This window comes from Psychroserpens sp., assembly GCF_036960315.1.
Lineage (GTDB): Bacteria > Bacteroidota > Bacteroidia > Flavobacteriales > Flavobacteriaceae > Psychroserpens.
This window is the reverse complement of record NZ_JBALVR010000002.1, coordinates 417,044-429,548: the sequence shown is the minus strand read 5'-3', so window position 1 is coordinate 429,548 and position 12,505 is coordinate 417,044. Positions and strand designations below refer to the sequence as shown.

At 34.5% G+C, this 12,505-nt stretch carries 9 protein-coding genes; 6 read left to right on the top strand and 3 right to left on the bottom strand.

The features are described 5' to 3' along the window. Nucleotides 1-5: 5 nt before the first annotated feature. Entirely contained in the window at nucleotides 6-578 is a 573-nt protein-coding gene (locus V7719_RS05590; protein ID WP_335728891.1) for a DUF2911 domain-containing protein, read from the bottom strand. 211 nt (nucleotides 579-789) lie between these two features. On the opposite strand from V7719_RS05590, the gene V7719_RS05585 reads away from it, so the two are divergent. The 6 genes from V7719_RS05585 to V7719_RS05560 all read left to right on the top strand — a co-directional run bounded on the left by V7719_RS05585 (nucleotide 790) and on the right by V7719_RS05560 (nucleotide 8,293). Beyond that, the gene (locus tag V7719_RS05585; protein ID WP_335728890.1) at nucleotides 790-1,347 is read left to right on the top strand and encodes an RNA polymerase sigma factor; all 558 of its coding nucleotides are present in this window, start codon (nucleotides 790-792) and stop codon (nucleotides 1,345-1,347) included. Continuing rightward, nucleotides 1,331-1,915: a hypothetical protein gene (locus V7719_RS05580; protein ID WP_335728889.1), complete on the top strand. Its 585-nt coding sequence runs from the start codon at nucleotides 1,331-1,333 to the stop codon at nucleotides 1,913-1,915. The genes V7719_RS05585 and V7719_RS05580 overlap by 17 nt, the downstream gene beginning before the upstream one ends. Before the next feature lie 47 nt (nucleotides 1,916-1,962). Next, nucleotides 1,963-3,558: a hypothetical protein gene (locus tag V7719_RS05575; RefSeq protein ID WP_335728888.1), complete on the top strand. Its 1,596-nt coding sequence runs from the start codon at nucleotides 1,963-1,965 to the stop codon at nucleotides 3,556-3,558. 42 nt (nucleotides 3,559-3,600) lie between these two features. Further along, nucleotides 3,601-5,106, top strand: a complete 1,506-nt coding sequence (locus V7719_RS05570) for a serine hydrolase domain-containing protein (protein ID WP_335728887.1) — start codon at nucleotides 3,601-3,603, stop codon at nucleotides 5,104-5,106. Nucleotides 5,107-5,112: 6 nt separating this feature from the next. Beyond that, nucleotides 5,113-5,796, top strand: a complete 684-nt coding sequence (locus V7719_RS05565) for a peptidoglycan DD-metalloendopeptidase family protein (protein ID WP_335728886.1) — start codon at nucleotides 5,113-5,115, stop codon at nucleotides 5,794-5,796. Between the two features lie 91 nt (nucleotides 5,797-5,887). Then, a complete protein-coding gene (locus V7719_RS05560) occupies nucleotides 5,888-8,293 on the top strand; it encodes a T9SS type A sorting domain-containing protein (protein WP_335728885.1) in 2,406 nt (801 codons plus the stop codon). Nucleotides 8,294-8,303: 10 nt separating this feature from the next. Here the strand turns inward: V7719_RS05560 and V7719_RS05555 are convergent, their stop codons facing one another. Beyond that, on the bottom strand, nucleotides 8,304-8,711 hold the full coding sequence (locus tag V7719_RS05555) for a hypothetical protein (RefSeq protein ID WP_335728884.1): 408 nt from the start codon (nucleotides 8,709-8,711) through the stop codon (nucleotides 8,304-8,306). 182 nt (nucleotides 8,712-8,893) lie between these two features. Next, the gene (gene secA / locus V7719_RS05550) at nucleotides 8,894-12,250 is read right to left on the bottom strand and encodes a preprotein translocase subunit SecA (RefSeq protein WP_335728883.1); all 3,357 of its coding nucleotides are present in this window, start codon (nucleotides 12,248-12,250) and stop codon (nucleotides 8,894-8,896) included. Nucleotides 12,251-12,505: the final 255 nt, after the last annotated feature.

Here is a 12,505-nt window from a genome sequence, read left to right as displayed (position 1 = left end):
ACCCTCTAGTTTTGGTCTTTTAATACTTTTAAAGGTACTGCAATTTTTGTATTATCCCAAGCCATAGTGAGTTTGAGGTCGTCAGTAGAGTTATCAAAAGAAATAGTAAATTGCTCAACAGTAGTATTTAGTTTTTCTATAGGGACATCAATTTCCAATTGATCGTGATTAGGATCCCACATGACCTGCATTTCTTCATCAACACCCCAAGCATATTGTTTGGTATTAAACATCACATTCCAAGCAGAATCTTTAGGGACCGTCCATAAGGTATACTTTCCCTTAGGTAGATAAATGCCTTTTATCATCAAGTTTTTGTTCGTTTCAAACGTGGTAGCCTCATTGGCTCCCGTTCTCCAAACCTTATCATAAGGAACTAATGCGCCAAAAATGTCACGATCCTTTTTTGAAGGTCTATTGTAGAAGACTTCAAGTTTGAGGTCATTTAGTTTAAATTCTACAGTATCTTTAGGACTCACTCGAGATGAAAAGATATTTTCAACAAAATAAGAATATAAAAATAGTACGAGAGTAGCTATAGATAATATAACAAGTAGGCGTTTTAAAAACGTGTTCATAGTAAAATAAGATTGTAACAAATTGGAATCAAAGATAATTTAAAATGAAATGCTAAGTCAATACTTAACAGGAATTTCTATAAATTTCTTATCAATTTCAAAAAAATCATACCCTTTTTGCAACACTCCGTTTTTTGTGTCGTCTTTAGAGTGAACCAATACCAAATAGAAGTAATTTATTTATTCGGTATATAACCAAACCAAAACAGATTTGAACACACTTCAAATTGACATCATTGAGCAATGCAAGCAGAACGATCGAACTGCGCAATTAAAACTATACAATCAATATTGTGATGGTATGTTTACGATTGCCATGCGTTTTGTAAAGGATTCTATGGAAGCTGAAGATATCGTACAGGAAGCCTTTATTAAAGCATTTGCAAAACTCAATCAGTATAAAGCTGAGGTTACTTTTGGAGCTTGGTTAAAACGTATCGTGATTAATAAAAGTATTGACTGTTTAAAATCCAAGAAGCAGCATTTGCAAGAATTGGAAGAGGTGCACCTAAAAGTAGTTGATGACGATTATAAAAGCGAATGGTTAGTAGATGATACAATAACTTTAGAAGAGATTAAAAGTGCGATTAGAAAACTGCCAGACAAATACCGTTACGTCGTGACGTTGTATTTGGTTGAAGGTTATGATCATCAGGAGATTTCGGAGATATTACATATTTCTGAAATCGCTTCAAGAACACAACTCTCTAGAGGAAAGTCGAAATTAAAAGAACTATTAATACCAATGAGAAATGGGACGAGATATTAGAACATTATTTGAAAACGAAAAGAAGGCTTCACAAGAGAAAATGCCTCAAGGGCATCAAGCACGCTTTTTAGAAAAGTTAGATGAGGCCTTACCAGTAGAGTCATCAAACATAAAAGGTTTCAGTATGTTGCAAATTGCAGCGAGTATCGTCATTTTGATTGGATTAGGATTTGGAGCGTCGCAGTTTTTTCAGAAATCATCAATTGTAGGCACAGAAATAGTAGTTGCCGAAAAGCCTGAAAAAGGAGCACAGCTTAAATCGCTAGGCGACATTTCACCAGATTTAAAAAATGTTGAAGATTACTATCTAGCAAATATCAGTTTAGAGCTTTCTAAAGTAAAACAAACTCCGGTAAATAAGGAGTTGTTTGACGGCTATGTCATAAGGCTTGCAGAATTAAATCAAGAGTACAAGCATTTGTCGGTAGAGCTTACCGAAAACGGGCCAAACGAGTTAACTGTTAGCGCCTTGATAGACAATCTTAAACTACGTCTTAATTTATTGTATCGTTTGAAAGAACAATTAAAAGATTTAAATACTTCGGAAGAAGCAAAACAAAAAGCATAAACCAAATGATCTGAATATTTAAAATTTCAGAATTAAAAATCAAGACAATGAAAAAAATATATACCACAGTAGTACTATTGTTTTTCTGTTTCACTGTAAGTGTTTCAGCACAACAAAAGTTGACGAAAGTCTCTAAGAAAATTGATGTTACAAAAGATGTAACTATCGATTTAAACACGAGCTATGTACAAATAGAAATTGATACATGGAACAAAAAGACATTAGAAATTGAAGCCTATATTGAAGGTGAGAAATTATCTAAAGAAGAGTTGCAAGAGGCCTTGGAAGATTGGGGTCTTAGAGTGGAAGGATCTGGGGATAACGTTAAAATTACCTCTGAAGGATCTCATGGTTCATGGGATAGTCTTGACGATTTGCATATTGATTTAGAGTCTTTAGAAGCATTAGACGTTTTAAAAGATTTAGACTTAGGTGATTTGCCAGAAATGCCAGAAATGCCTGAATTACCAGAAATGCCTGAGATGGGAAATTTTGAAATGCCAGAAATGCCAGAATTACCTGAACTGCCAGACGGAATTACCAATATGAGTTTTGATACCGAAGCTTATAAAAAAGATGGTGAGACCTATTTGGAAAATTGGAGTAAAGACTATCCTTCTAAAGATCGTAAGAAAATGAAAGAATGGGGAAGAGAAATGGCAAAAGTAGATTTTTCTGCTTATGAGAAGCGAATGGAAGCTTGGGGAGAGAAGTTTGGTGAAGAGTATGGGAAAAAGATGGAAGCTTGGGGAGAAGAATTTGAAAAACGATTTGACGGTCAATGGTCTGAAAAAATGGAAGTTTGGGGAGAGAAATACGGCAAGCAAATGGAAGAACGTACCAAAGACATGGAGAAGCGTATGGGAGAACGCGAAAACCACATGGAAAAGAGAACTAAAGACATGGAGAAACGTTTAGCTGAACGTGAAAAGCACATGGAAAAGAGATCTAAAGAGATGGAAAAACGTGAAGAAAAATTAGCTGAACGTATGGAAGAACGTCTTGAAGAACGTCTTGAAGAACATGAAAAACGCCGTGAAGTTCTTGTAAAGCGATTAGATGTGAGAAACCATAAAGTAAAAAGGGTTATAAAAATTAAAATGCCTAAAGGTGCTAAGTTGAATATGAATGTAAGACATGGCGAATTAAAGATGTCTTCAGTTATTTACAATTTAAAAGCAGATATATCACACGCTACATTAGTAGCAAATCACATTGATGGAAGCGAGACTTCCATCAATGTGTCTTATTCTCCAGTAGAAGTTACGACATGGAGTAATGGTGAGCTCAATTTAAAATATGTTGAAGCTGCTCATTTGAATACAGTTGGTAGTTTACGACTTAATAGCAACTCATCTGATTTGCTTATTAGTGATTTAACGGGAAATGCTATTATTGATGGCACTTTTGGAGATTTGTCTATTTCTAATATTGCTGATAGTTTTACAAATCTAAATGTTATTCTTGAAAATAGTGAAGCCATTATTACCCTTCCAACATCAAATTACAGTGTGTATTTTAAAGGTAATCGTTCGCGATTAAACAATAAAATTACAGCGCAAAGAACGATTGAGTCTGGTCAAACTATGGGAAAAACCATTGTGCTTAATGCGAAGTTTAGTGATGTGTTCCTTAAAAATTAAAACTGTACATTTATGATGTAAAACTACTTTAAACAAAACATAATGACTTTTTTTAAACAACTCACATTAGTATGTCTCATTTCGGCATGCTTTTTTTCATGTAAAGAAGATTCTAATACAGCAACTTCTGAAATCTCTAAGAGTACGTATGCTAATTTTGTTAACGACATGAAAACCAAGGGCGTTGCAACTGGAAACATATTAGTATATGAAAACGGAAAGGTTGTTTTTAAAAGTTCTAATGGGTTACGTTCTATAAACCCTACGGACTCTCTTAGCTTAAATTCTCAATTCAGATTGGCTTCAGTAAGTAAGCAGTTTACAGGGATGGCTATCATGAAATTAAAGGAAGCAGGAAAGTTAGTGTATGACCAAAAAGTTAATACTATTTTAACCGATTTCCCTTATGACAATATTACGATTCGTCAATTACTACATCACACTTCCGGACTTACAGATTATGAACGTCTAATAGCTGAAAACTTTGTGAAAGAAGATTCTACTAAAACCTACATTCTTGGAAATGACGAAATATTAAAAGAATTTTACCGTGTTAGCCCTGAATTAGATTTTCAATCAGGCGACAAATGGGAATACAGTAATACAGGTTATTTGGTATTGGCTTCTGTTGTTGAGAAAGTGTCTGGACAACATTTTAGAGACTTTTTAAAAGAAAGCATTACAGGTCCCATTGGAATGACCAATACAACCTTGTATAACTATCAAATAGATGTAGACCCAAATATGCCTAACCGTGTGTTTGGATATCAATTAGCATTGAATCAAAAAGATTTGATTACTAATGATTACGATATTGTTAATGATGTTAGAGGTGACGGCGGAATTTATTCAACACTTGAAGATTTGTATAAATGGAATATGGCATTAGCGAACTATACGATTATTTCTAAAGATTATTTAGATGAAGCTTGGACACCAGGACAACTTAACAACGGTGAAGATACGGATTATGGCTTTGGATGGGGTTTGGCTTCAAAGGACAACGAGCCAAGAGTAGTAAGGCATTCAGGTGGTTGGGTTGGCTTTGTGACGTTCTTGCATAATGAAGTCGATGCAAAAAGTGGTTTCATCATTTTAACTAATGATTCAGGAGAGAATTTTCGATCTATAATTGACGGTGTTAGAAATATGAGAGCTGGAAAACCTTATGTAATGGCAAAGAAAAGTGTCTATAAGGAAATGGCTAAGCAAATTTTTGATACCAATGTTAATGATGCGATTGGTCTTTATCACAAAGTAAAAATAGATACCATAGCATATGATGTTAGTGAAGGCGATATTAATGCCTTAGGTTATCGATTATTAAATGAAAATAAAGCAGATGACGCATTAGCCGTGTTTAAATTAAATACTGAAGAGTTTCCTAAATCTGCAAACACTTATGATAGTTATGGGGATGGATTACTTGCAAAAGGAGATACTTTACAAGCCTTAGAAAATTTCAGAAAGTGTTACACAATGGATAGTGAATTAAAGTATGCCAAGGATAAAGCAGATGCGCTTGAAATTGCATTTAAGTTTGAGTAAGATGCTATGAATAACTCTTTTGAAGAACTGCTAAGAACGCTCCCTAAATGTTTTTTGCTAGAGGCATCTATTCCTAAAAGGGATTATGTGTTTTTAGATTTGTCAAAATCTAATAAAACATTGCGAACTATCGATGTGTCTTCTTCGGAAACATTAGCGGTTTATATTAATAGCCATATAAAAGCAAACAACACAAAAGTAGCCTTTGGAGGTTTTCTAGAAACCCGGAACATTTACCAACGCAGCAATTATTTCAACAATAGAAATCCCGAAACCGAACGAAATATCCATTTAGGTCTTGACCTTTGGGCTGCTGCCGAAACGCCTATTTTTACACCTTTCGACGCTGAGGTGCACAGTTTTAAAAACAACACTAATTTTGGTGATTACGGACCGACGATAATCCTCAAACATATAATTGAAGACATAGAATTTCACACACTTTATGGTCATTTAAGTTTAGCATCTATTGAACATCTCAAAGTCGGGCAGGAGTTCAAAAAAGGAGATCAAATTGGGACTTTAGGAGATGCCATAATTAATGGCGATTATCCGCCACATTTGCACTTTCAGATTATAAAAGACATGGAGGACTATGTTGGTGATTATCCTGGTGTGTGCTCAAAACAAGATTTGGAGTTTTATATAGGTAATTGCCCAGATCCAAATTTGTTGTTACATCTGGACTAACTTCTGTTATAAAACTTAGGCTGTTGTTAATAAGATATTTGTAGGAAATACTCTATATTGTGAGTTATTCTATAACCTACTTATGATGTCTATGAGAAATTTTTACGCAGCGCTTTTTGCATTATTTGCTTGTTGTTTTTTACAAGCTCAAATTGTTGATATTCCTGGAGTTAATTTTAAAAATGCTTTGGTAAATACATTTTGTGTAGATTCTGATGGAGATGGTTTTATGGATGGTAATGTGGATATAAATAATGATGGAGAAATTCAAGTTTCGGAAGCTGAAGCAGTTTTAAATCTTGATGTTTCCTTTGAAAATGTATCATCTTTACAAGGCATTGAAGCATTTGTCAATTTACAAAATTTAAAATGTAACAATAATGATTTGACTACATTAGATGTTAATGGATTAGCAAATCTAAATACTTTAGATTGTCGTTCTAATCAATTGACCACAATAGATGTTATTGGTTTATCAAATCTGATAGAATTGAATTGTGCTATTAACCTACTAACAGAATTAGATGCAAGTGGACTAACTAATCTTATAGATTTGAATTGTAGTAATAACCAATTAACGACAATAGATGCAAGTGGATTATCAAATCTTATAGAATTGAAATGTGCTAATAATGAATTAATAACATTAGAAGTAAGCGGATTAACTAACCTAACTCTATTATTCTGCCCTGATAATCTCTTATCATCCATAGATTTAAGTGGATTAACAAGTCTAACTACGTTTATGGCTTTATCAAATCAATTCACATCTTTAGATTTAAGTGGATTACCAAACTTAGATACTTTGAATTGTGGAGATAATCAATTAACGGATTTAGACGAAAGTGTCCTAAGTAATTTAACTTCATTATATTGTTATAATAATCAATTAACCACACTGGATGTTAGTGGAATACCAAATCTTTTTTATTTTGATTGTAGCGGTAATCAATTGATGTCTTTGTTTATCAAAAACGGAAGTACATTCTCAAGTGTATACTCCTTTGATCTTAATCCTAATTTAGCATTTATTTGTGTAGATGATTTTGAACTAGAAGATGTTTTTTCTAAGGTTGAAGAATATGGCTATGCAAATTGCGTTGTTAACTCCTATTGTTCCTTTGTTCCAGGTGGAGATTACTATGACATTCTTGGAAATGTCAGACTCGATATTGATGATAATGGGTGTGATTTAAATGATGCGGATTTCCCAACACTTAAATTCAATATTACAGATGGAACAATAGAAGGCTCCATTATTTCAAATAATTTAGGAGATTATGGTGTTGCCCTCCAAGCTGGAACATATACTATAACACCTGTTTTAGAAAATCCCGAATATTTTTCTGTTTCGCCTCCTAATGTTGCAATTAACTTTCCCGTAGATTCCAATCCTTCCATTCAGGATTTTTGTATATCAACTAGTGGCGATTTTCAGGATTTAGAAATTTACATCATTCCACTTACTGAAGTTAGGCCGGGTTTTAGTGCTGATTATAAAATGATATACAAAAACAAGGGGACAACGACGATTTCAGGAACTGTAGAATTTAATTATGATGACTTTGTAGTTGATTATGTTTCTTCGATTCCAAATGTAGATAATCTGTCGTTTGGTTCACTTGCATGGAATTATACAAATCTGCAGCCTCTAGAAAGTGGGGAAATTTTTATCACAATGAATTTTAATACACCAACAGATCCAGATTATCCTGTGAATGCTGGTGATGAGATTGGTTTTCAATCTGTAATATATCCAATTGAAGGAGATTTTGATGATGAAAATAACATAACCTCAATAAAAGAAATAGTAGTAAACTCATTCGATCCAAATGATAAAAGATGCCTGGAAGGTGAAACAATTACTCCAGATATGGTTGGTCGATACATCCATTACATGGTTCGTTTTGAAAATACAGGAACTGCTAATGCTATAAATGTAGTTGTTAAAGACGAAATTGATACGAACAAGTTTGATGTCAATACTTTAGTGCCTTTAGATGCAAGTCACGATATTGTAACGAGAATTCAGAATGCCAATGAAGTCGAATTTATCTTCGAAAACATAAACTTACCATTTGATGATGACAACAACGATGGCTATGTAGTTTTTAAAATAAAAACATTGAATACATTAAATCTTGGTGATATGTTTAGTAACGATGCCGAAATCTATTTCGATTTCAATTTTCCAATTATTACTAATGATTATACAACAACGGTTGAAGAAGATAATCTTTCGGTTAATGATTCTGAATTGAGTGCTAAAGTAAAATTATATCCTAATCCAGTAAATGATTTACTTTACATCGCTTCCGAAGTTAGTATTGATAAGGCCACAATCTACGATGTAAATGGACGTTTATTACAAACTGTTGTCTTTTATGGGAACGAAATACAAAGGGCCATTGATTTAAAACAATTGACACAAGGAGTATACTTCGTGAAAATCGTCGCAAATCAAAAGGAAACTGTAGAAAAAATAATTAAGAATTAGAACTCGTCGTTTATTCGGTTGTCAATTGTTTTTTAGCTAACGATTTCCCTATTAAGAAACCAACGATTACTAATGCGCCATCAGTAAGTGTAAACCATAATTCTTTTGGTAACATAAATATCGTTACAAAGGTTGCAGCTAGCATCAATCCGCCAACAATATAAGTCGGAATCATACTTGTTTTTGAGATCAATCCCGCTATGAACATTCCAGCAATAATACCTATAAAATGTGCAATCACTACAAATACTTTTGCGCCTGTAGGAATTTGATCCATGTTATTTTTTATCCATTCCATGTCCATCGGATCTGCACCTTCAGGTAAAGGAAAAAGATTGTGACCAATAAGGGATTCAAAAATGTATACGGTTAAGGATGCTACAATAAATCCTACAATAGTAGCTAGTACATTTCTCATGATTTCAAATGATTTGTTAGTGGATTCAAGGTAACAAAAAAATCCCGAACGTTATGTCTGGGATTTTTAGATTTATCACTGTGTTTTGAATGATAGTTTATTTATGAGATCCTGAATCAAGTTCAGGATGACGAAATGTTTAAGTTTCGTCTGAGTGAGAATAATTAAATACCACTTAGTGGTTAGTCTTCAATCAAAACCCATTCGCCTTTCGCGATTAACGGTTCTGCTTGCTTATACTTCACGGTTTTGTTTTCACCGCTCATCACGTGCTTTATTGTCACACGATCGTTACGACCAATTTTTGGTCTATCACGTACAATGGTTTCAATAACTTCTTGTTGACGAGACGCTCCAGAACCAACAGCTCTACTTTGCGCTGCACGTTCATCCATATTGGGAATTTCGTCTTTTTGCGTTTGTAGTGTTTCTTGCTTACGTGTTTTAGCTTCTTGAATGTTATTCTGCGTTTCCGTAGGTAATTCACCCTTAAATAAGAATGAAATTACATCCTTATTCACTTGGTCAATCATTTCCTTGAACAATTCAAAGGCTTCAAATTTGTAAATCAATAATGGATCTTTTTGCTCATGAACCGCTAATTGTACAGACTGCTTCAACTCATCCATTTTTCGTAAATGGGTTTTCCAGGCATCATCAACAATCGCTAACGTAATGTTCTTTTCAAAATCGTTGATTAATTGTGTTCCTTTAGTTTCGTATGCTTTTTCAAGGTCTGTTACGACTTGTAAATTCTTTACGCCATCTGTAAAAGGTACAACGATACGTTTGTATTTATCACGCTGATTTAAATACACATTCTCAATCACGGGGAATGCTAATTCAGCATTACGTTGCATTTTCTGTTTGTAGTGTGCAAAAGCAGCTTTATAGACTTGACCAGCAATCTCTTGAACTGATAGTTTGGCGAATTCAGCTTGGGAAATGGGAGAACTCATTGAGAAATATCTAATCAACTCGAACTCAAAGTTCTTGAAATCTTCAGCTTCTTTATTCGTTTCTGAGATGCCTTCCGACGTATCATAAATCATATTCGCTAAGTCTACACGAAGACGCTCACCTTGAAGTGCATGACGACGACGTCTGTACACGACTTCACGTTGTGCATTCATTACATCATCATATTCTAATAAACGCTTACGAACACCAAATTGGTTTTCTTCAACTTTTTTCTGTGCACGTTCAATAGATTTTGAAATCATAGAATGCTGAATCACTTCACCTTCCTTTAATCCCATTTTATCCATCATTTTGGCAATTCGTTCACTACCAAACAGACGCATTAAATTATCTTCTAACGATACATAGAACTGTGAGCTTCCTGGATCTCCTTGACGTCCTGCACGACCACGTAACTGTCTGTCGACACGACGTGAATCATGACGCTCTGTACCAACAATGGCCAAACCACCTGCTTCTTTTACTTCGTCTGAAAGCTTAATATCTGTTCCACGACCAGCCATGTTAGTAGCAATGGTAACTTGTCCTGTTCTACCTGCTTCGTCTACAATTTCCGCTTCTTTTTTATGCTGTTTTGCATTTAAAACGTTGTGAGGTATTTTTCTAATCGATAACATTTTACCTAAAAGCTCAGAAATTTCAACATTAGTTGTACCAATAAGTACTGGACGACCTGCTTGGGATAGTTTTGTTACATCATCAATAACTGCATTGTATTTTTCGCGTTTAGTCTTATAAACTAAATCTTGTTTGTCATCACGTACGATTGGTCTGTTGGTTGGAATTTCAACCACATCCAATTTATAAATTTCCCAAAATTCTCCAGCTTCAGTAACGGCTGTACCTGTCATACCAGATAACTTGCGATACATTCTAAAGTAATTCTGTAAGGTTACTGTGGCAAAGGTTTGCGTGGCATCCTCAATCTTTACATTTTCTTTTGCTTCAATCGCTTGGTGCAAACCGTCACTGTAACGACGTCCATCCATAATACGACCCGTTTGCTCATCGACAATCATTACTTTGTTGTCCATTACAACATACTGAATGTCTTTCTCAAATAACGCGTAAGCTTTCAGTAACTGATTAAGTGTGTGGATACGTTCAGATTTAATTCCGAAGTCTCTAAAAAGCTCTTCTTTTTCGGCAGCTTCCTCTTCTTTTGATAAGCCTTTTGCTTCAATCTTTCCAATTTCCACACCAATTTCTGGCATGACGAAGAAATCTGGATTGTCTTTACCTGACAAATACTCAACACCTCTATCACTTAATTCAACCTGATTATTTTTTTCTTCGATAACATAATAAAGTTCTGCATCAACTTTCGGCATTTCTCTGTTGTTATCTTGCATGTAGAAGTTTTCGGTTTTCTGAAGCAATGCCTTCATACCTTCTTCACTCAAGAATTTGATTAAGGCTTTATTCTTCGGAATACCTCTGAATGCTCTTAATAATAAGAAACCACCTTCTTTAGTATCACCTTCTGCAATTAATTTTTTAGCTTCTGCCAAAACACTAACCAGCTCTTTTCTTTGGATGCTAACAATATCATCTACTTTAGGCTTCAACTCAGTAAATTCATGGCGATCTCCTTGTGGAATCGGTCCAGAAATAATTAAAGGTGTTCGTGCATCATCAACTAATACAGAATCGACCTCATCTACAATTCCGTAGTGGTGTGGACGCTGAACCAAATCGTCTGGCGAGTGTGCCATGTTATCTCTTAGGTAATCAAAACCGAATTCGTTATTCGTTCCGTAGGTGATGTCAGCTCTGTAGGCTTTACGTCGAGCTTCAGAATTTGGAGTATGGTAATCAATACAATCAATACTTAATCCGTGGAACTCAAAAATAGGAGCCATCCATGCGCTATCACGTTTAGCTAAGTAATCGTTTACTGTTACTAGGTGAACACCATTACCAGATAATGCATTTAAATATACTGGAAGTGTTGCTACTAAGGTTTTACCTTCACCAGTCTGCATTTCAGCAATTTTTCCTTGATGCATTGCTGCACCACCAATTAACTGTACATCATAATGAATCATGTCCCAAGTAATTGGCTTTCCTGCTGCATCCCAAGAATTCGCCCAAACAGCTTTATCGTCTTGAAGCGTTACATATTCTTTGTCTCCAGAAATTAAACGGTCAAACTCATTCGCTTGAACAGGAATCTCTGTGTTGTTTACAAAACGCTTAGCGGTTTCTTTAACTACAGCAAAGGCTTCTGCCATGATTTCGTTAAGAACCTCTTCTGTGACTTCGTATATGTCATCTTTAATTTTATCGATTTCTACGTAGATATCTTCTCTTTTGTCAATATCATCAGTGGCCTCAGCATCTTTTAATAATTGATCAATATTATCTTGAAGAGGTTTACGAGCTTCAGCAATTTTGGCTTTGAAGTCTGCCGTTTTTGCTCTTAATTCGTCATGTGATAATTGCTCAAGCGCACTTTCAAACGCATTTACTTGTTCAACAATAGGGGAGAGCGCCTTGACATCTTGTTTGGCTTTATCTCCTACAAATACTTTTAATACTGAATTTAAAAAACTCATTGGTGTTTATTTATTTTAGTAAGATGATTATGAAATGATATTGTCGTTATTCTGAACTTGTTATTCATATACTTCTATTTTAAAGTATTCATGAATCTTTGATTTCAGAATCTCATAATTTTATAAACCATAATAATGAAAACATGAAACGAGTTCAGGTTGACGTTTTTGATTTTTAAATCACCTTTTATCTTTAAGATTGTTAGACCTCAAAGATATGATTTGTGTTAGTTATATTGAAAATTTCAGGCACAA

Excerpts from the sequence above, each read along its gene's own strand:
- V7719_RS05590 (WP_335728891.1), bottom strand. The coding sequence starts at position 578 with ATGAACACGTTTTTAAAACGCCTACTTGTTATATTATCTATAGCTACT.
- V7719_RS05580 (WP_335728889.1), top strand. The coding sequence starts at position 1,331 with ATGGGACGAGATATTAGAACATTATTTGAAAACGAAAAGAAGGCTTCA.
- V7719_RS05575 (WP_335728888.1), top strand. The coding sequence starts at position 1,963 with ATGAAAAAAATATATACCACAGTAGTACTATTGTTTTTCTGTTTCACT.
- V7719_RS05570 (WP_335728887.1), top strand. The coding sequence starts at position 3,601 with ATGACTTTTTTTAAACAACTCACATTAGTATGTCTCATTTCGGCATGC.
- V7719_RS05565 (WP_335728886.1), top strand. The coding sequence starts at position 5,113 with ATGAATAACTCTTTTGAAGAACTGCTAAGAACGCTCCCTAAATGTTTT.
- V7719_RS05560 (WP_335728885.1), top strand. The coding sequence starts at position 5,888 with ATGAGAAATTTTTACGCAGCGCTTTTTGCATTATTTGCTTGTTGTTTT.
- V7719_RS05555 (WP_335728884.1), bottom strand. The coding sequence starts at position 8,711 with ATGAGAAATGTACTAGCTACTATTGTAGGATTTATTGTAGCATCCTTA.
- secA (WP_335728883.1), bottom strand. The coding sequence starts at position 12,250 with ATGAGTTTTTTAAATTCAGTATTAAAAGTATTTGTAGGAGATAAAGCC.